The following is a 20,430-nucleotide window of genomic DNA, read 5'->3' as shown; positions in this document are numbered from 1 at the left end:
GCAAGACTTTGAGCCTAAATCTCACTTTTCAAACGGCTTAAGGTATATGGGGTGATGCCCAGATAAGAGGCAATCATTCGACTGGGAATCCGACTGAGAATTAATGGGTACTGCTCCAATAACCACCTGAGTCGGTCCAAGGCAGGCATTCCCTGGAGGTCATAGATTCTTTTTTGTGAGGTGATGTAGGCGTTTTGTAAAATATTGAGGTAGATTTTATTCACTTGAGGAATGCGCTCCACAAGTTCGAAAAAGACTTGCTTTTTTACCTCCAGAACATCAAGGGGTTCGATAGCCTGTAGGTTTTCTACTGAAGGACTTCCCTCAATCATACTGGTCAGATTGGTCCCAAACTTATTTGCAAAAGCAAAATACCGAGTGAGTTCCTGCCCATTTTCATGGATGTGATAAATGCGAAACGAGCCTTGGCTTACAAAATAGATGGAGTTGCAAATCTCTCCCTGACGCAGAAGGTAGCTGTATTTTGGGAAAAATACGGGTTCAAAATAGGGGATGAGTTGCTCAAATTCAGGCCTCGAAATCGGTGCTGTTTTGGAGAAATAGGCAAAAAGCTGATCGAAAGCTCCAGGATTAGTTTTTGGCATAGCTGAAGATACGGAAAATGAGGTGGATAGATTTTATAAAAAAATCCAAGACATCAAATCTCAAATCAACATAGTTCATGAGGCTGCTGTAAATAGGCCTTTGATCCAAAAAAAAGCCCGATCAATTGACCGGGCTTTAACCTGATATTCAAAATACTTATCGCTTAAGCAGTCTGATCATTTTGGTCTCTTGACCCTGATTCAGATGCAGGTAGTAAGTACCTCTTTTCATTTGATTTCCAGGGAAAGTCAAGTTCAGTTTTCCATCGATAAAATCTGCAGTTCCACTGGTCATAGTTTCGCCTCGGTCATTGAAAAGGACATAGGCTACTGTGACACTGACTGGCTCGTCCAGTTCCAGATTGATCTCTGCATCCATTGGGTTAGGGAAGAATCTTTGGATTTTGGCAGATTTGAAATCAGCCTCGAGAGCCGAAACTCCGGAATCCTGACAAGGAATAGTTCCGCAAGCACCTAAAGTTGCTCCATTTTTCAATAGGGCCGGTACTGCCTGAGGCGCTACACTTAGGGTTCTGGATCTTCCGGAATTACCCAAAGGTAGGCAAACAAGGACTCGGTCTCCTTTTCTTCCACTTCTGACATCGACTACACATACCGTGACCTCATCGGTGAAGACATTTCCTGCTTCATCGGTTACAGTTAGGGTGTAGGTGGTTGTCGTAGTTGGAGAAACGGTGATTACCTGACCCATTTGTCCGTCACTCCAGGAGTAGGTATAGGCTCCATTTCCTCCTGTAGCATCAGTAGCACTCAGCGTGATGCTTTCTTGTGGAGCATAGCCCAAATAGACCACGCCACCTTCTCCGGCATCAGACAATAGAGGTTCACCTGCCAAAAGCCTTGCAGACACCGGAAGGTGGTCGGAAGTGGTATTGGCATAGTTAGGAATCAGATTGAATGGAATAAATAGAGTCTCCGAACCTTCCAGATAGTTGTCATACAACTCATTGGAAAGGGTAATATGGTCGATCACATTGTCATTGAAGATAAAGGATCTGAGCCCTGCCTCGCTCAAAGAGACGGTGATTCCATCAAAATCCGGATCATTGGTAATTACCTCATAAGTACTTGGCCCAGAACCGATGGATTCATCCAAGTCATCATTGTAATCCCCAAGAAGAATGATGTTTTCATCTCCATAGAAAGCATCCAAGGTGTCTTTTAGCGCCTTATTATCAAATCTTCTTCTCTCCAAATCCTCATTGGATGAGCCTGACTTCGCGTGGATATTGATGAAGTTGATTTTTTCTTTTACTCCATTGATATCCGCAATGGCTGTAATCAACCAAGGAAGACGGCCACTGGACCAGAAAGAAGACGGAGTGCCCGTAGGATAGCCATCAAGCAGATTATTTAATCCCAATCTGGCTTCATCATAAATCTGTTCGAAGAGAACTTTACTTTCCAAAATCTCAACCACCTCAGTATTGTAAATCAAGCAGAGTTTCTGTGGAGGGAAAGTAGGATCTGGAGCTTCAAAAGATCTGGAGAATCGGTCAGAGCAAATGACTGCATAGCCTGGAAGCTGAGCCACTAGGCTTGCCAACAAGTCCTCATCGCTAACCTCCTGTACTGCTATCACATCAGGAAGTGTAGCTTGGAATACTTGAAGGGCATTGGCGGCTTGAAGCGTGACATCATTTGGACCAAAGTTATTGATCGTAGCTCCGAAGAACTCCATGTTCCAGGTCATCACATCCAAGGTCTCTCCGGTTGGAATATCAGAACCTGCCGCTTCGTATGGAGTAGTTCCTGGAAGATCTTCAATGAATCTTGGGAAAAGCTGCAAAGTGCCACGGAAACTTCCCAAAACACCCGTAATGGTCTGAGCATCCGATGGAATTACTCTTCCGACCAGACTGCTGACTTGTCCGTCGATTCTCAAGTCCAATGTCCCTGTGCCATCAGTGATTACATAGTTGCTTTCTGGGAACAGAAGTCCTTTCGGAATTGCAAAGGCCGCTGCAGGAATCTGGATGAATTGTCCTTCGAGACTAGAATTGATTTCGGAAATAGAAACTACTCTAGGCGTGATTGGATTGCCGGAGCTGATCAGTTCGATTTCAGTTACATTGCCCAACTGGATTTGCTGGTTAAATGCCCCTACGCTAGCTAAAATCTCAAGTTCATCTCCAATCTGATATAGTCCGGCACCATGAATTTGAGCGTCGAAAACAGGAACTCCTCCAGTTTCGTCTTGAATGAATGCAGGTCCGCCAAATTGTTCAGACGCTGTAAGGATACCCCTTACAAGAACTTCGGTACCTTGGGCCTTCTGTCGGGCTTCTGCGATAGAAATCAGAACTGGTTCTGGATCCACAATTACGCCCCCAAAGCTTTGTCCGGTATTGATTTGGTTGTAGGTACTGGAAATAATCTCTGACCAGGTAAAATCGGCATAGCTGGTTCCTGTACCCTGAAGCTGCAAAGAAGTGCCTACTGGAGTACCCGAGCCTTGAGTCGCTCCTACATCCTCGCTGCTCAATCCATCCGCAGGACCTCCCACGGCAACAAAGCTTCCTTCATAACTTAAGAATTGGATGACATTTCCGTCAGAATCTACTAAGGCAAATCCATCAGGCGAACCGTTTTGAAGTCCGGAAATAAAGAAAAACAAGGTTCCAAATCCATTGTCCTGATTGGGCAAAATCCCTGAAAGTGCGATCGTGCCGTAAGATGCACCACCGTTTCCATTGTATAGTTCAATACTATATCCCGCAAGGTCAAGACCGGCGGTTCCGGCTACCTCAATTCCTTCATTGACATCAGCACCGGCATTGTCATAATGGAATTCATTTACAAAAAGAACGGGCTCAGAAAGGAAAACCTGTCCGGTATTGAAGGCTCCAAAAGTGTTGTCAGCAGCTTCTTGCCAGGAAAAATCGGAATACACTTTGCCATTTCCACTCAGCTGAAGCGAAAAACCAACCGGAGTAGTTCCCGGTTCCTCAACTCCAATATCAGTGCTAATCAAGCCATCAGCAGGTCCTCCTACAGCAGTAAAAGTGCCTTCGTAGCTTAGAAACTGGACAACAGTTCCATTATCTACCAGGGCAATACCGTCAGGAGCTCCGTTTTGAAGACCATTGGATGGATAATTTAAAGTCACCACACCGAAGCCATTTCCCAAATCGGGAATAGTACCGGACAAGTTATCAGTATCGTACAGGGTACCATTTGACCCATTGTACAGGACAATAGACCAACCTGTCAAATCCGTTCCCGCTGGCCCAGCGATTTCTATCGCTTCACCGACGTCTGTGCTGGCATTATCATAGTGGATTTCATTGATAAATACTTCTTGGGACCAGCCTGAAATAGGAATGAAACCGAGAAGAATCAAAAAGAGAGAGTAGAAGTTTTTTCCCATAAAATTTATTTTAAGTCTTGGGGGCAAATTGCAACAGATCTAATTGATATGAAAGGTTACTGGGTTACCGTTAGGTTAAAAATTAAACATAAATAGCCCCAATGCCGACTACTCCGAATTCTTTTTACCTTAATTGGCTGGATCTTTTTTCCTAGGTAAAGTACACCTTCAGGAAAATTGAAGTAGGCAAAATCAGGCTATCTTAGTCTCCTTAGGCTTTTTTTGGCAGTAAAGCGGATGTGATTGAGTTTTAAATCAGACCGATTTACATGTATTTGGGAATTGCTGGAATAGTGACCAACCCATAGGGTACATTCAAAAACAAAATGATTTTTTTTATTTTACTAGCATGAATTAGTATGATTGTGAATGACTTGTCTTCTTCTTTTATGAAAGCTCCTCTCTATTCTCTGTTGATTTGGGTATTTGCTTTAGCGGCCTGCGGGACGTCTTCAGATGATCCCTTACCCGAACCTACTTCAGGAACTATCACTGGATCTGTATTCCTTTTTGATGAAAGTTCAACCAATCTCAATCCTTCGGGAATGAGAATCATTGTAGAGAATTTAACTCCTACCCGAAGTGCACTTACCGATAATGAAGGTAAATTTTCTATTGTTGATGTTCCATTTGGCACCTACACCCTGACTTTTGAAAAAGAGGGTTATGGCACATTTAAGAAAACAGAAGTCAAACATGAATCTCCATTGACTCCGATCACCGATATTCCTTCTCTTGGTCAATTATCCACTACTTCTGTAACAGAAATAACCGCCCAAGTCTCGGGAACTGCCATCGAGACCTTTGTAACTACCTCACCGGTAGCCAATAATTCCAATCGTAGGTATATCCGGTATTTTTTCAGTGATAGTCCGGATGTTTCATTTACCAATTACAAGGGGTTTTCTCTGGTTTATGTGGTCCAGGATACTCCCTATTACAGGGTTTTTACTCCGGTAGAGCTCAATCAAATCGGAATAGCACCTACCGGGACGATTTACATTCGGGCTTATGGAGATTCATTTCTTAGCAACACCTATGTGGATCCTCAAACTCAGAAAACCATCTTTCCAAACATCAATCCCAACAGTACAGGAGTAGCTTCGGTCACTTTTTGAGAAAGAACTGGGCTCTTTTCACTTGCTTTTCTATCAAGTAGGAATGGGCTTTAGGACTTTTTCTTTTTTTTGGAAGGATTGAGTAAATTCCATTCCTTCTTCAATTCTTATTTCTTCCCATCTTTTTCACCATGAGCCACTTTATTTACACTTTTAGAAAAATACTCCCCGGTTTTGTATTCCCATTATTGCTGGCAAGTTGTGTCAGTCTCAAAGGAGTCCGTGAATTTGCAGGGACTGCAACGGCCAATGTGGCTCACTACAATGAATTAGGCTATTCCTTTCTGGATCATTGTGAAGACCGATGCAGGGATGAAGCCATTCGGACCTTGGACATCCAATTGGAATTGTCCTGTTCCTGTGATTTGTATTCAAAAGCTGACAGTGTCACAGGTATCTTTTATACCACCATTTATGACTATCTGAAGGGTTTGGGTGAACTGGCCGGAAAGGACTTAACATCCTATCAAACAGACCGGGTATTTGAGGCTCTTTCTGCCGAGCAATATGGACCGGTGAGTATCAATGAATCCGAAGCAGGGGCCTATGCAGCTCTTTCAAATCTTCTTTCTGATGTTGCTTTGACAGGATTTAGAAAAAAGAAAATCGCCCAGTATCTGGAGGAGGCCGATGCTCCTCTGCAGACTTTGCTTGGGAAGTTTCAAATGCTGATTTCAAAGGATCTAAAAGGAGAATTGCGTTTTAAAAAAGCCCGTTTGTACAGCCAATATAAGGACATGATGATGGGGAGGACTTTGGATTCTGATTTTGAAAATCAGAGTGCGGTCCGAACCTATTACCTCAGCCTGAAGGAGATTGAGAAAAAGGAAAAACTCTTGGATGTCTATGCGAGAAGTCTCAATGAAATAGCAAAAGGTCATCAAAAGCTTTATGATGAAAGGAATCAGCTCTCCCTCAAAGAATTGACACAGAGTCTGTTGGGCTATTCGGAAGAAATCCAGAAATTATACCAGGAGTTTAATCAACTAAACCGCTGAAACCATGGCAAAACTCACTCCCGAACAAGTTCGGACGCTTTCGGACCAATTTTATTTTTTAGGAATGGCCATTGGAGAGTATCGTTACACCCATTGGGATGATCTCAGCTTGGAGGAAAACAAAGAACTCAGTGATTCTCAATATGCCATTCTTAAATCCGGCGAAGATATGTTGGCCTTTGCTGCCCAGTTAGTCATGGATGAGGCTCAAACCTCCATTCAGCAAATCCAGGGTCTGACCAAGGAAATTCAGGATACGATCAAGGATTTGAAAAATATCCAGAAAGCAATGGATGTGGCAGCAGGAATTCTGGTTTTGGGAGCTGCCATTTTGGAAAAAAATCCCGAAAAAATAGGCAGCAATCTCCGAGGACTTCTGGAATTGTGGAAGTCCGATTAAATGTTTGGGACAATTTCCGTCTAAACTTCTCTCCAAAGCTGATATTTTCAAACAAGGAACAACCTAGGCCTTCTTTTTTCAGTAGGTTAGGCTATGATTACAAAAAGCCAGCTTCCTTTTTTTCTTTTACTTCTAGCCATTCTATTTTCTTTTGGCCCCAAAAAACCCGCTTTCTCCCAAACGAGAACCACATCAGTTACGGTGTTCAAAGTCTCTGACGGGGATACCTTTTGGGTTAGATATCCTTCTGGAAAGGAGGAGAAAATACGATTGATCGGTATCAATGCCCCCGAATCCAGGAAAACAGGCAACAGAGAAGCTCAATATTTTGGTAAAGAAGCCAGTGAATATGCCAAGCGGCTTTTGCTCAATAAACAGGTGACGCTGGAGTTTGATGTCCAGAAAACAGACCGATACAAACGGACCCTTGCCTATGCCTATCTTTCCTCAGGCACCATGGTCAATGCTCTGCTCGTCAAAGAAGGCTATGCACAAGTGGCCACTTACCCGCCCAATGTGAAGTATCAGGGGCTATTTCAAAAATTGGAAAAAGAAGCCAGAGCTGCCAAAAAAGGCCTTTGGAGATAAATTTTGGGTAAAAAGGCAAAATCCTTGGCATCGAGACTTCAGCCAGCCTTTGAGGTTTGTGGAGCGATTGAAAACAAATTTCCCCGAAAACTCCTTTTCCAATTATGGGCATCATCACTTGGTTTGGGATTATTTGGATTCAGCTAAATTTCACTTTGATGGAGAAATCTTTGGTTTTTGATTTTGGAGAGGGCAAGGATTTTGGACGTTGGACCATTATCAATGATGGGGTAATGGGAGGGCTTTCTGAATCCCAAGCCCGACTCACTGCAGATGCAGTAGTCTATTCCGGATCGGTTTCTTTGAAGAATAACGGAGGTTTTGTCTCTCTTCGAAGCGCTTTGGGAGTCTATGATCTTTCCGAATTTAGCTTTTTCGAAATCCGATTTAAGTCTGACACCGATCGGAAGTTTGAACTCTTGATTGAGAAAGAGACGCCTTTTTACCTTCCCAAATTCAGAAAGAAGTTTGGGGGTAAAAGTGAAGAATGGCAAACTTTGAAAATACCCTTAAAAGAATTGGAAATCAGCCGAATGGGCAATACGATAGCGGAAGGCGTCAGACCTGATGAATTGAAAGGGATTCAGCGGATCGGCTTCATTTTGGCCGATAAGCAGGAGGGAAGCTTTGTACTTCAGATCGACTACTTGAAGTTTTACTAAGCTCGTGTCTTTGATCTAGACCTTTTTCAACTTTTCAGGTGTCAACTGTGTATTTTACTTTCCTGTTTTCATCAAAAGTGGCTCGCAGGCACTGTCTTCTCCCGCCTTGGGGATTAAAGGATACATGAACCCATTGATCAAATTCCTGAATGAGCTGATCATAAGGCAGATCGGAATTTTTTATCCGCTGATACAGCTGTTCGATGCTCAGATGTCCGGTTTCGATGTCTGCAGCCTGTCCTGTGAGATGCTGACTGGTTCGAGAGCCGCCCACTGCCGCATTGACTCGGGGACTGCGATAGCCGGAATTGACAAATACAGCCCGGCCCAATCGATCCCTAAGCGGTTGAAGCACATGCTCACAAAGGAGCCGGAGATTGTCGATGATGATGGGGTCAGGGGAAAATTGCTCGTCATAACCCAAGCGTGTGGCGGTCTGAGATCGGAGCAATTCTCGAAGCGGAAAGTTTTTGGTGAGTTGCATATGATTCGAAGTAAAAATTGAAAAAAAAGAACAGGATACGCTGAAAGCTAATTACTTATACAAGTTAGAAAAAAGAGCATTTTCTTGTTCAGCCTACAAATTTATATTTTTCGCCCCCTTGATTTTTTAAACCTACTCATTCAAAATCAGTAGCGGATAATGAGTCATGGCAGCCATTTCGTGGGTGAAATGCCGCTGAAAAAGCCCTCCCGTATCCTTGGAAATCATAACAATTAAGCCCGTATCTTCATTTTTTTCCAGATAAAACTGAATCCCGTGCAGGATATTATTGCTGAAAACCGTGGCCTTCTCAGTATCTGCCACCTCTCCAAAAGCAGAAATCAAACTCTTTCTTAGGAGACGCTTTTCATAGTCCAGAGTAGTGTTTTTTGGCCGGACATTCAGAATTCTGAGTTTGGGTTCGTTCATCAGTTTCAGGAATTCTTCAAAGAAATTCATTCCGGACTCATCTTTGATTTCTTCCAAATCACTGGCTAAAACCACCCTGTTTTTGCCTTTTTTCACAAAATCCGAAAACCGGGCCACTCCCGGAATGACCAACACAGGGGTTTTTATTTCAGAAATAACCCGAACCGTATTACTGCCAATCAGGATTCTTTTCAATCCGCTTGCCCCTTTGGTACCCATTACAAGGAGATGATTCATCGGATTGAGCGTTCTGTTTTTAATGGCATGGACCAAATCCATATCGGTTAATTCCCAATCGCAGGCCAATTCCGAACCAAAGGTCAGGGTGAGTTTTTCCTTCAGGTCCTTTATTTTTTTCTCTTCTTCCGATCTGGATTCAGACTCGGATAGGCAATGAATGATGGAAAGCGGGACAGATTTTCGCTTGCCTATTTCTGCAGCAAACCAAAGTGCATTTTCTGCTTCCTGAGAGAAATCCACAGGCACGATTATTTTTTCAAGCATAGTAGTGGGTGGGTTTATTGATCAGATAAGTTAAATTTTTCCAATGGTAAAGAGTATAAAATGCCTGAGTTTTCTGTTTCTTTTTACCTTCAAAAATCCTCCATTCCATTCTTCCAATCCTTACTTTTATCAAATGAAATCTTTTCAGCTTATCGCCATTTGTGGATTGCTATTCGGGTTTTCCTGCCAAAACCCGGAGAAAACCAACTGGAAACCCGAGTCTATTCCTTTTCCCGGAGACCTTCCTGCCTCTCTGCCCGTCCTGTCTGCATCTGAGGATCAGCTTCTACTGTCCTTTGTTTCTTCAGTCAATGACTCCACTTCAGCACTTTTCTACTCCCGGTGGGAAAATGAAAGCTGGTCTGAACCTGAAATGATCACCCAAGGGCAGGATTGGTTTGTGAACTGGGCGGACTTTCCGGCACTCGTTGAAAACAAGGGAAATTACCTGGCTCATGTTCTGAAAAAGTCTTCCCCGGCCACTTTCTCCTACGACATACAGCTTCAGGCCTTTTCCACGGCAGATGGCAAGTGGACCAACCAACTACCGCTTCATCAGGACAGCACACTTACAGAGCATGGTTTTGTTACTTCCATTGCCTATTCCGACAGCAGCTATCTGGTCACATGGCTGGATGGGAGAAATACTTCCGGAGGGCATGATCATTCCAATCATGAAGCCTCAGGTGCGATGACGATTCGGGCGGCAGAGGTGAATCTGCAAGGAAAGGTCCTTTGGGACGAACTCCTAGACGCCCGCACCTGCGATTGTTGTCAAACTACGGCTGCCATGACCGCTGAGGGGCCGATTATTCTTTATCGAAATCGCTCAGACCGGGAAATCCGGGATATTGCCATCACCCGATTGGTTAAAGGAAAATGGACCGAACCCCAAATCATTTACCCTGACGGTTGGGAGATTACTGGCTGCCCGGTCAATGGTCCCAAAGTAGCAGCTATCAACCAAACGGTCCTTGCCGCTTGGTTTACCGATGTCAATCAGGAATCTGCCGTCAAAGTCGCATTCTCCGAAACTAGCGGAGCGGATTTTTTTCCTCCTCAGGTAATCAGCATCCGGGATGCCTTGGGTAGGGTAGATGTGGCCTTGCTCAACGAGCAGGAAGGATTGGTTTCCTGGATGGAAATGGCCGGAGATTCCACTTTTTTGATGGTGCAAAAGATCAATCGGGCCGGAGACACATTTCCAAAGCAAAAAGTAGCCTCCATGGATCCCGGTAGACGGAGTGGTTTTCCTCAAATGGAAATTTATGGAAATCAGGTCTTCTTTGCCTGGACCATTACCGGAGATCAGCCTACCATTGGGATTTCAGCAGTACCTATTGATAATTTTTAATCTGAACCCAAGTTAAATCCAATCCCATGTCACGAAAGTCACTCGCTAAGCAACTTGCTCTTCCCTTGACCAAAAGGTTAAAGTTGGATAGTCTTCCGGCTTGGGTACACGGCATTGGCTTGGGTGGGACGGGAATCGTACTATTGATAGCTGTAGCTATTTTTTGGTGGGGAAAGGACGTTCCTGTCTGGACCGATTGGAAACCTGCAGCGGAATTTCTTGATCCCGAATACGGGGAGCGAATCTATTCAGACAGTGTTTTCCGGACCCGGATGAATACGTGGTCAAATATCGTTTATATCCTTTTTGGCTTTTATGCTTTGGCCTTGGGGATTTATGATTGGAAAAGGAAATGGCCACTCCGAAGGGGCTATCTGACTTTTGCCCCTGTGCAGACTTTACTATTCGGGTTGACCGGGATTTATTTGGGATTGGGAAGTGGATTTTTCCATGCCTCCCTGACGCATTACGGGCAGCAGTGTGACGTCGGTGCCATGTATGCTACTCTGATTGCTTTGGTTTCCTTTGCCTTTGGGAGTTGGCTTCCCAAAATGCGAATTCCAAAAACCAATCAGATACTGTCCACTTGGCCGCTTTTGTCCTTGGGGATCATTTTGGGCTCGGTTTATTTTACCTATTACAAATGGGAGTATTCCTTCACTGAAATCTCAGGCTACCTGAGTGGGATCTTATTTCTTTTTGCCGGAGTGAGTGCCATTACCCCGGGAAAGCACCTCCAATTTCGCTGGTTTTTGGGAGGGGTAGTCGCCCTAGTTTTGGGTTCCCGGATACGGGATTTGGATATTGCGGACCAGTTTACCGGTCCGGATTCCATTTTTCAGGGACATGCGATATGGCATGTGCTCACCTGCGTGATGTACGTCTGTCTCTTTTTCTATTTCCGGTCGGAGGAAAGGGAAAAGCGCTGAGAGCTACAGGAGGTTTTTCTATGGAAACTAGATTGGATAGATATGCGCTATTCTGGCAGTTGACTAATCATTGGCCGGAAGACCGAAGTCCGAAGACGGAAGATGCCCAAAAATTTTACCATTAATCGGCTTTTTGACCTTTAGGATAAGCTATTGGCAAATTTCCGTATATCCATGTTGCATTATCTGAAAAATCATTTTTATCCCTTTGACTAAAGAAAATAAGGGTATTAATACTATGAAAAGTACTGTGTTCCGATTGCTATCGGACTGTTGACTCAAGCCGGTTGAGCCTTATCCTCTTCAATTCAAAATCATTCTTAAATCAGAGTCAGATTTTCGGATGATCGGATCACTTCAGCCTGTTCTTGACCACTTTTCCGTCTTTCATAATGACCAGAAATTTTTCCTCTGGTTGGGCTAGGAGGGAAAGATCCTCCAAGGGATTCCCGTCAACCAAAATCAAATCTGCCAAAGCCCCGGTTTTGACCACGCCCAATTCCCCCCGATACGGACTTCTATTCCCGGAAAGGGCCAAAAGTTGGGCATTGTCGTGGGTAATCATTTTCAGGATTTCTGCAGGAGAAAACCACTCCTGAAGCTTTAGAATGTAGGCATTCTGCTCTCGATTGAGCTCAGGTTCGAAGAGGAAATCCGTTCCCCAAGCCAATTTCACTCCCAATTCCTTGGCCTTAGCCCAGACTTTTTTCTGTCCTTCCAGGACGGGCTTTCTTTTCTCTCTCCGGGCAGGGTCCATATTGGGACTGTCTTCCATCAGGTTTTGAAGACTCAGCCAAATGCCCTTTTCAGCCATCAATTGCAGGGTTTCCTCAGATACCATCTGCCCATGTTCCACGCATCTCACCCCGGCCTGAATGGCTTTTTGCACCGCTCGGTCGGTATAGGCATGGACCGTGACATAGGTACCCCAATCTTCCGCAGCTTCGACCGCAGCCTGCATTTCCTCCAAGGTGTACTGAGTCACGTCTATCGGGTCATAAGCTGAAGAAGTACCTCCTCCGGCCATCAGCTTGATCTGACTGGCTCCAAAACGGAGGTTTTCCCTCACTGCGGTAAGCACTTCCGGCTTTCCGTCGGCTATGAAAGTCGCTCCAAAAAGTTCTGCCCGAGAAGGAGTGCCAAAAAACTTCCTCGATCGCTCATCAGGAGTGCGAAAGTCCCCGTGTCCGGCTGTCTGACTGATTATTGCTCCGGAGGGCCATACTCTGGGTCCTAAAATTTTGCCCTGATCTATCGCATTTTTCAATGGGAAAATCGGGCCTCCCACATCTCTGACGCTGGTAAAGCCCCTCATCAGCATTTCCTCGGCCCCTTTTCCGGCTTTGTTCATTATTCCCTCCTGATTCAAGCCGGGAGAAAGCATCTCTACCATACTCAGAGACCCAAAAACCAAATGCAAATGCACATCGATCAATCCCGGAATCAAGGTTTTTCCTTTACCATCGATTTTTGTTGGGGCAGTTTTCATTTCCTGTGTCCATTCTCTGCTGACCTGCAGGATGGTATTGTTTTCGATCAGTACATTTTGGGCGGGAGAAAGTGTACCCGTGCTGCCATCAAAGACCCGAACTCCCTGAAATACGGTCCGGGCGGGTTCCTGTGACCAGGCAGGAAAACAAAAAGACCAAAGAATTGCGCAAAGATAGGCGACGGTGATTTTTCGGGAACTGGAAATTTTGGGCTTCATAAGCAAAAGAGGGGGACACTTAATAGTTGGAAAAAACGAACGATTGGATTTAAAAGGCCTTAGCAAAGTTGCAATTAGTTTAAAAATAACTGAAAGCAAGGCCACTTGTTACCTTTTTCCTGATTTTTTCGGTTTTGGGAGTAAAACAGAGGAATTCTCCCATTTAGCTAAAAGTCAAACTCTCTTTTGGACTTTTGGCCTATCTTCGATTTCTGTAAAATCAAATCTCCAGACCAGATTTTCTGCTTATGCAACTAGAATCCCGGCTAAAAACCTTTTCCCAACTGACCAACGAAGAGCTCTATGAACTCCTCCAACTCCGAAGTGAGGTATTTGTGGTGGAGCAAAACTGTGTCTTTTTGGATATGGACAATAAGGATCAAAAGTGCCATCATCTTAGCCTGTATCATGGAGAAGATTTGGTCGCCTATTGCCGGATTGTGCCTGCGGGTGTTTCTTATGCTGAGGTGGCTATTGGACGGGTGGTCTCTGCACCTGCCTATCGGGGTAAGGGTTTGGGAAGAAAAGTAATGGAAGAAGCCATTGCCGCTTGCGAATCTCTGTATGGACCCGTTCCTGTCCGCTTGGGAGCGCAGACTTACGCCTTGGAATTTTATGCTTCATTGGGCTTTGTAGCCGAGGGAGAAACCTACGACGAAGACGGGATTGAGCATATCGAGATGGTGAGAAAAGCCTGAGGAAGAATTATGGCCTATTCAGCTTTTGGTTTTGCTTTTTACTCCAAAAAAACACCGGTAAGCCCAGCACTATTCCTCCCAGACCCCAGAGAATGGCTTCCCAGCCTGAACCCACAAACAACCAAACGCTAAATCCTAATCCCAGCAAAGAAAGAAGGATGGTCTTGATGTTCCAGACAAAACCAAATCGCCCCCGATAACAGAAATACCCAAAGGAAAGAGCGGCCGAAAGGTAAAAAAACAAGGAGGTCACCGTGGTCAGTCGGATCATAAAGGAATACAGATTGCCAAAGCTCTCACTGAAGTTGAAAACCAGCACCACAGTCACCAAAAGACTGGAGAAAATCAATCCGTTTCCGGGGATTCCAAATCGGTTTTTCTTTGCTAGGGTCTTGGGCAAAAGTCCGTCTTTGGCCATCGCGTAAGAAATTTGACCCTGAATCAAAATCCAGGCATTCAGAGCCCCAAAAGTGGAAATACAGGCTCCCACAGCAATGATATAACTGGAATTTTTCCCAAAGATCAAAACTCCTGCATCACTCAACGGAGCCAGACTGCTTGCCAATTCGGCGGGGGATAGCACTCCAAAAAGTGAAACCGTACTGAAAAGGTACAGCAAAACCACCAAAGTCACTCCAATCAAGGTTCCTTTTGGGATCGTAAGCTTTGGGTTTTTGATGTTTTCTGCAGGAATTGTCGCGGCCTCGATCCCCATAAAGGCAAAAAAGCAAAGCACAGAGGCGGTGGTAATGGCCTGAAAATCTGATTCACCGGAAAGATTCAAAGGCTGAAAGTGGGTGCTGTCAAAGAAAAAGAATCCCCCAATAGCCACAATCAGCAAAGGAAGAATCTTCAGGGCAGTGGTAAGCACCTGAAGATTGCCCGAAGAGCGGATCGAATAGAAATTTAAGGCGGTCAAACTCCAGATCGCTCCCAAGGCGGTCATCCCAAAGGCAAAAAGGGAGGTTTCCAAAAAAGGGAATAGTACACTCAGATAGCCGGTAAAGGCCAGGGCAATGGCGGCATTGGTGCTGCAGTTGGAAAGCCAATAACCCCAAGCGACCAAGAAAGCGGGCAAATCCCCAAAGGCAGTTTTGGTGTAGGCATAAGATCCGCCGCTTTCAGGAATGGCCTTGCTCAGCTTGCCCAGAATGATGGCCAAAGTATAAGCCCCGGCTGCGGCCAAAATCCATCCCAAAAGGCTGATTGCTCCCAATTGGCCCAGGACAGCGGGCAAGGAAAAAATCCCGGAACCGATCATTCCTCCTGCCACCAGGGAAATTACAGTGATCAGCCCAAGTTGCCTTGTCGAGGAATTTTTCAAATGAAAGATAGGATTGGTGGGTTTTCCTTAATTTGTGGATGCAGTAAGATAAAGAAATATGTCCAAAGCCTTCCACATCCATCCCGATATTACCCAAGCCGAAACGCTCCCTTCTTCCTTTTATCGTTCCCAATCGGTCTTTGATGAATTGATCGAGAAAGTCTTTGCCAAATCCTGGCAGTTTATCGGGGATAAAAGCCAAGTGGAAATTCCCGGTCAGGTGAAGCCGGTCACTTTTTTGGAGTTTGGATTGGAGGAACCCATGCTACTGACAAACGATCAGGGGACCCTTCACTGCTTGTCCAATGTCTGTACCCACAGGGGCAATATCCTCTGCCATGACCCTTGCAAAACCAAGCAAATCATCTGTGGCTACCATGCACGGAGATTCAATCTGCAGGGGGAATTCCAGTTTATGCCGGAGTTTAAGGAAGCGAAGGATTTTCCGAGAAAAGAGGATCACTTGACCCAGTTTCCCTTGAAAAATCTGGGTCCTTGGTTATTTACGGCTTTGGGTGAGGACGCTTTTGATTTTGAACCGGTTTTGGAGGCCATGAACCGAAAGATCGGTTTTCTCCCTTTGGAGGAATTTAAAGAGGACAAAAGCCGAAACAAGGATTATCTGGTCAATGCCCATTGGGTTTTGTACTGCGACAATTATCTGGAGGGATTTCATATCCCTTTTGTGCACGAGGGATTGAATGCTGTCTTGGATTATCGGAAGTACGAGACGATTCTTTATCCGCATTGCAATCTGCAGGTCGGGCATTCTTCCGGTGGGGAGCATGTCTTTGATTTGCCAAAGGAGCACGAGGATTACGGGCAGCAGATTTCTGCCTACTATTTTTGGATCTTCCCCAATATGATGTTCAACTTTTATCCCTGGGGCTGCTCGATCAATGTGGTCAAGCCCATTTCCCTGAATCGAACCAAAGTCAGTTTCATCAGCTATGTCTACGACGAATCCAAACTGGATACGGGTGCAGGAGCGGCTTTGGACAAGGTAGAGCGGGAGGATGAATTTGTGGTGGAAGGGGTATTCAAAGGGATGGCCTCACGGGCCTACCAGACCGGACGGTTTTCTCCCAAAATGGAGAAAGGAGTGCATCATTTTCAGGGATTGCTGGCGGAGTTTCTGGGGAAGTAAAATCTTGTTTTTTTACCACGAAGGGGGGGAACCGCAAAGTTCACGTAGGATTAAATGAGTTCAAGAAGGAGATAACCACGAAGAACACCAAGGACACAAAGAATTCAAGAAGGTTTTTAGCCTAAGTTGAAATGAATGGTGAATAGGGTTTTCAAGAATCCCTAAATCTCAAATTCTCAATAAAAGCTACCAACTGAGCGGAATTCTTCAAGCCCAGTTTATGAATGAGATTTCTCCGATGGGTATTGACTGTGAGTTCGCTGAGGAAAAGCTGTTCGGCAATCTCTGCTGAAGTATATCCTTGGGTGATCAGGTTGGCAATCTGCTTTTCCCTTTTACTCAGAATATTCATTTGGGATGGAGCTTCTGGGGCTTTTGGAGCGAGGGGACTCATTTCGGGAAAGGTAGGAATGTCCTGGATGGCATTGTTGATGGCATCCAAAAGTGCCTTCTTACTGATGGATTTTGGCAAATACCCAATAGCCCCTTCCTGTCTGCATTTTTCCATGACTTCGGGATTGTTTTCCATAGTGAGTAAAATGATCCCACAGCCCGGGCATATTTTTTTAAGTTCGCGGATTGATCCAATTCCATTGGAATCCGGTAAAAAATAGTCGAGTAAAATCAGATCAGGCTGAATTTTTTTTACCCATTCCAAACCTTCCTTTAGCGTCTCAGCATGTACTAATTCCTGAATAAAGGACTCGTTTCCAATCAAAGAATAGACCCCTTGGGCAAATAGCAAGTGGTCATCAATATGTACCAGTTTGATTTCAGAGAAGTTAAGCATGTAGGGGTATGGTAATCGTAATGGTAGTACCGGCAGAACTGGATTCCAAGTCCAGGTTTCCTTTAAGGTAAGCTACTCGTTCCTGGATATTCTTTAAGCCGATTCCTGTCTTCGGAAGTTCAGGATCTATTCCTTTTCCATTGTCTTCCGCAATCAACTCTATTTTCCCGTCAATTTCTGAAATACTCAGCAAGGCTTCCGTAGCCTGGGCATGTTTGACGATATTTTGCAGGAGTTCATTGGAAATGCGGTACAGGATCACCTGAAGTGTCTGGGGAAGCTCTGAATCGATTTTGAAAAAGAAATGGAAATCCAAAGGGTATTTCTGCCGAAGGAGATTGATCTGAAGGCTGAGCACATTTTCCAGCCCGTTTTCCTCCAAATGATGCGGAGTGAGGTTGTGGCTTAGTGATCGGGCTTCCTGTATGCTTTGCTCGATCATTTGCCTGAGTTCCGTCAAAGATTGCTCTTGATTGTCTGCCTGAATCGTTTCAGTCTTGAGATACAGACTGGCCAGCATGCCTCCAATGCTGTCGTGCAGGTCTCTTCCGAGTCGCTTTCGCTCTTCCTCTTGAACCTGGATCAATTGATCGGCCACCTGCTTTTCTTTTTCCAGAATTTCGAATGCCAGTTTTTCTTTTTCCTTTTTGAATAGAGATGCCTTCCGGGCAAAAGCTGCCGTAATCATTCCTGTCTCACCCATCAGGCCAAAGGCGCTGCCATAATCCACCAAATAGGAGGGAAGACCCATGGGAAGGATTTTCTGATTCAGCTGAAGGATAATTCCAAAGAGTGCCAAAAAGGCCACTCCCAGCAGGTAGTATCCGGCCAGAGGCACTTTTGCTCTCCATTGCTGATAGGAATACACCAAAACCAGCAGGCTGGAAAGCAGGGAAACCACCAGCGTGAATTGCAGGAGCTGGACTTTTCCTTCCGTATTGCTCATGATCTCAGAGGTAGCAAAAATGGAATAGATCAGGGCTACTTGGACGATGATTACAGCCCAGATGACTCTGGAGGTCATTTTTCCGGTTATGTGGGGAGGGAAAAATCGAATGACCAAAAGCAGAATCAAGATATTGGTGGTCAGATTGAAGAAAGGGCGGGCTTTCCCCACCCATACGACCTGCTCCGGCCAGATATACTGAAAGGTAAGTCCCCAATGGGTGGCCAGCCAAAGTGAAATGGAAAGCACATAAGCCGCATAAATTGCCCCGCTTGAGGATTTGAGCTCGGCTGCAAAGAAGAGTGCAAAAACCAATACAAGACACATCCAACCCAAAATCCAACCCATGACTAGTGTGTCTTTTGCTTTTTTCTCCTGAAACTCCCCAAAATCATAAATCTTGGGTTCGATATGGAAGGTTTCTCCCACCTTGTCCATCCAGATCAAATATTCCTGCTCGCTATTGGGAGGAAGGGTAAGCGGAATCACCAAGTCCCGATCCAAAAATGGCCTTTGCTCAAAGGAAAAAAAATCACCCAACTCCATAGAGGGACGGGAAGATCGGTTTTCGAAAACCTGAATCCGATTGATATGAGGATTGCTTGGGACAAAGTAAAGCTGTCTTTCCTGATCCGTAGGGTTGCTGAGGTTCAATCCAATCCACCAAGGGGTGCGGGTAATTCCCGGATTAAACAAAGTCTGACTTTTAGGCAGCGTATCAAAGCTTTCCCAGGCTAGGGTAGACTCATATCCTGCGTCAGGAAAGACGCCAAACCGAACTTCATTGCCTTTTTCTGCACAAGCCCCCAGGAAAAGAAAAAACAGAGCAAAGCCCCAATAGACAATGCGCTTAAACAGAACTTTTACCGGAAAATTAATCCAAGAGTAATCAGTGATGATCAAGAAATACAGGTGAAGGGGTGAATGGAAAAGCAAGATAAACATTGACCGGTATTTAAAACAAGGCCCTTGAAAAATACCAATTTCTAGGTATTGTGGATGGAGACAAACTCCTCGAATATTGAGGCTGAGATCCTTGAGAAAAAATTAACCCAGATAAAACTTAATACACCCCAGCCTATGAATTTGCAGTCTATTTTCCCCAGTAGGACTATCCGGCTGAATAAAGTACTGTTTCCAAGCCTTTTCTTTTTTCTCAGTTTATTTTTCCTCCCCAGCTGTGAACTCTTTGAAACAGAAGTAGAGGATTACCTCCTGCAGTTTAATTCCGCAGACGGATCCATTGACCAGCTGATTGCCAATGGGCAGTTGCTTATTGATGGGGTGGAGACGGGGCTATCCACTTCCAATATCCAAGAGCTATCGGTTTCGAATGAATTTATTTCTCTAAAATTCACTCTAGGCAATGATACCTTCTACTTCAGAGCGCCAAACAACGGACGATCAGGACTGGATTTGGTGGACAACTATTTGGATGAGGCTACGACTTTTCTGAGCAATGTATTCACTCCGATCAGCGGAATCGGGGGAGTTTCAAGATTTACCATCGAGGCAAAGGATACCTACGAAGGTTCGGGGGATTTAAGCCTGGTGGTTGTGGGAGACTTTCAATCCAGTGAAGGGGGAGCTTCCAAGCAGATTGTTTTTGATTTCGATATCGACTTTGATACAAGTCGCACTGGAGGATTACTGGGCTCCGGAGGAGGTTCTGGGGGTGGAACTGACTCTGGAGGCTCAGGCTCCGGTTCAGGTTCCTGTATTAACGAAATCAAAGCCCCCACTTTGGTGAGCTACTGGGGAGATCAAATCAGGCCAGTTTCCCAAGTGACTGGTACAGGCAAAAAGGTAGCCGGGAATACCATATTTTCAGATTACAAATCTTCTGACGTGGGATTAGTGATCGACGGAACATCCGGAGATACCCGGTATGTAATTCAAATCCTCCTAACCCCGGGTAATCTGGTGGCAAATAAGAGGCTGGATTTCATCAATGCAGGTGCAGGGGCTGGCTTAACCAATGCGGGAGCAGTAGGCAGGCTCATTGCGCTAAAAGGGTCGATCAATGACGACTGGAGAACCAACCGGGATTTTGGAAAAAATAAGGATACCGGGAATTTATTTATCGAATCTGTCAGCCCTCAGATTCGCGGCACTTATGAGTTTGAAGCCTACGGGGATGGCTATGACAATAAAACAAACAAGCAGCTGGCAAAGGTCAGTGGAAGCTTCTGTATAGATCCCTAATTCAGTCTATTTTTTAACTCTCATGGGTCTGCGGAAACGCAGGCCATTTTTTTTTGCCACCAAGTTCTCAAAGGATTAAATGAGGTCTCAAAAGAGATAACCACGAAGAACACCAAGGACACAAGGAATTTAAGGATGTCCTAAAGAAGG

18 protein-coding genes are annotated in these 20,430 nt (G+C 44.9%); 10 read left to right on the top strand and 8 right to left on the bottom strand.

The window, feature by feature from the left end; all coding sequences use genetic code 11:
- Positions 1-14: 14 nt before the first annotated feature.
- Both AAA938_RS13035 and AAA938_RS13030 read right to left on the bottom strand, forming a co-directional pair.
- Positions 15-605, bottom strand: coding sequence for a Crp/Fnr family transcriptional regulator (locus AAA938_RS13035; RefSeq protein ID WP_338229178.1), 591 nt, complete (start codon positions 603-605; stop codon positions 15-17).
- Positions 606-762: 157 nt separating this feature from the next.
- Positions 763-3,996, bottom strand: coding sequence for an endonuclease/exonuclease/phosphatase family protein (locus tag AAA938_RS13030; RefSeq protein WP_338229177.1), 3,234 nt, complete (start codon positions 3,994-3,996; stop codon positions 763-765).
- Between the two features lie 389 nt (positions 3,997-4,385).
- Here AAA938_RS13030 and AAA938_RS13025 point away from each other — a divergent pair, with 389 nt between their 5' ends.
- The 5 genes from AAA938_RS13025 (at position 4,386) to AAA938_RS13005 (ending at position 7,762) form a co-directional block, all read left to right on the top strand.
- Positions 4,386-5,114: a carboxypeptidase-like regulatory domain-containing protein gene (locus AAA938_RS13025; protein WP_338229176.1), complete on the top strand. Its 729-nt coding sequence runs from the start codon at positions 4,386-4,388 to the stop codon at positions 5,112-5,114.
- A gap of 131 nt (positions 5,115-5,245) precedes the next feature.
- Positions 5,246-6,112, top strand: coding sequence for a hypothetical protein (locus tag AAA938_RS13020; protein ID WP_338229175.1), 867 nt, complete (start codon positions 5,246-5,248; stop codon positions 6,110-6,112).
- 4 nt (positions 6,113-6,116) lie between these two features.
- Positions 6,117-6,512, top strand: a complete 396-nt coding sequence (locus AAA938_RS13015) for a hypothetical protein (RefSeq protein ID WP_338229174.1) — start codon at positions 6,117-6,119, stop codon at positions 6,510-6,512.
- A gap of 93 nt (positions 6,513-6,605) precedes the next feature.
- Positions 6,606-7,100: a thermonuclease family protein gene (locus AAA938_RS13010; protein WP_338229173.1), complete on the top strand. Its 495-nt coding sequence runs from the start codon at positions 6,606-6,608 to the stop codon at positions 7,098-7,100.
- Positions 7,101-7,204: 104 nt separating this feature from the next.
- Entirely contained in the window at positions 7,205-7,762 is a 558-nt protein-coding gene (locus AAA938_RS13005) for a CIA30 family protein (RefSeq protein ID WP_338229172.1), read from the top strand.
- Between the two features lie 34 nt (positions 7,763-7,796).
- On the opposite strand, the gene AAA938_RS13000 is transcribed toward AAA938_RS13005, so the two are convergent.
- A complete protein-coding gene (locus AAA938_RS13000) occupies positions 7,797-8,246 on the bottom strand; it encodes a D-Ala-D-Ala carboxypeptidase family metallohydrolase (RefSeq protein ID WP_338229171.1) in 450 nt (149 codons plus the stop codon).
- 132 nt (positions 8,247-8,378) lie between these two features.
- Positions 8,379-9,179 carry a universal stress protein gene (locus AAA938_RS12995; RefSeq protein WP_338229170.1) on the bottom strand — a complete coding sequence of 267 codons (801 nt, stop codon included), beginning with the start codon at positions 9,177-9,179 and terminating at the stop codon, positions 8,379-8,381.
- A gap of 133 nt (positions 9,180-9,312) precedes the next feature.
- Between AAA938_RS12995 and AAA938_RS12990 the strand changes: the two genes are divergently transcribed.
- A complete protein-coding gene (locus tag AAA938_RS12990) occupies positions 9,313-10,533 on the top strand; it encodes a hypothetical protein (RefSeq protein WP_338229169.1) in 1,221 nt (406 codons plus the stop codon).
- A 26-nt stretch (positions 10,534-10,559) separates the two neighbouring features.
- A complete protein-coding gene (locus AAA938_RS12985) occupies positions 10,560-11,462 on the top strand; it encodes a hypothetical protein (RefSeq protein ID WP_338229168.1) in 903 nt (300 codons plus the stop codon).
- 352 nt (positions 11,463-11,814) lie between these two features.
- Here AAA938_RS12985 and AAA938_RS12980 read toward each other — a convergent pair whose 3' ends face one another.
- Entirely contained in the window at positions 11,815-13,170 is a 1,356-nt protein-coding gene (locus AAA938_RS12980) for a metal-dependent hydrolase family protein (RefSeq protein WP_338229167.1), read from the bottom strand.
- A gap of 248 nt (positions 13,171-13,418) precedes the next feature.
- Here AAA938_RS12980 and AAA938_RS12975 point away from each other — a divergent pair, with 248 nt between their 5' ends.
- Positions 13,419-13,868 (top strand): GNAT family N-acetyltransferase, encoded by a 450-nt coding sequence (locus AAA938_RS12975; protein ID WP_338229166.1) that lies wholly within the window; start codon positions 13,419-13,421, stop codon positions 13,866-13,868.
- Positions 13,869-13,875: 7 nt separating this feature from the next.
- Here AAA938_RS12975 and AAA938_RS12970 read toward each other — a convergent pair whose 3' ends face one another.
- The gene (locus AAA938_RS12970) at positions 13,876-15,192 is read right to left on the bottom strand and encodes an APC family permease (protein ID WP_338229165.1); all 1,317 of its coding nucleotides are present in this window, start codon (positions 15,190-15,192) and stop codon (positions 13,876-13,878) included.
- 58 nt (positions 15,193-15,250) lie between these two features.
- On the opposite strand from AAA938_RS12970, the gene AAA938_RS12965 reads away from it, so the two are divergent.
- Positions 15,251-16,339 carry an aromatic ring-hydroxylating oxygenase subunit alpha gene (locus AAA938_RS12965; protein WP_338229164.1) on the top strand — a complete coding sequence of 363 codons (1,089 nt, stop codon included), beginning with the start codon at positions 15,251-15,253 and terminating at the stop codon, positions 16,337-16,339.
- A 151-nt stretch (positions 16,340-16,490) separates the two neighbouring features.
- Here AAA938_RS12965 and AAA938_RS12960 read toward each other — a convergent pair whose 3' ends face one another.
- Both AAA938_RS12960 and AAA938_RS12955 read right to left on the bottom strand, forming a co-directional pair.
- Positions 16,491-17,129: a response regulator gene (locus AAA938_RS12960; protein WP_338229163.1), complete on the bottom strand. Its 639-nt coding sequence runs from the start codon at positions 17,127-17,129 to the stop codon at positions 16,491-16,493.
- Entirely contained in the window at positions 17,122-19,020 is a 1,899-nt protein-coding gene (locus AAA938_RS12955; RefSeq protein WP_338229162.1) for a sensor histidine kinase, read from the bottom strand. The genes AAA938_RS12960 and AAA938_RS12955 overlap by 8 nt, the downstream gene beginning before the upstream one ends.
- Positions 19,021-19,155: 135 nt before the next feature.
- On the opposite strand from AAA938_RS12955, the gene AAA938_RS12950 reads away from it, so the two are divergent.
- Positions 19,156-20,280: a hypothetical protein gene (locus tag AAA938_RS12950; RefSeq protein ID WP_338229161.1), complete on the top strand. Its 1,125-nt coding sequence runs from the start codon at positions 19,156-19,158 to the stop codon at positions 20,278-20,280.
- Positions 20,281-20,430 lie beyond the last annotated feature (150 nt).

The organism is Algoriphagus taiwanensis, assembly GCF_036245645.1.
Lineage (GTDB): Bacteria > Bacteroidota > Bacteroidia > Cytophagales > Cyclobacteriaceae > Algoriphagus > Algoriphagus taiwanensis.
Note: the sequence above shows the minus strand (reverse complement) of the source record. Positions and strands in the feature narration are given on the sequence as shown.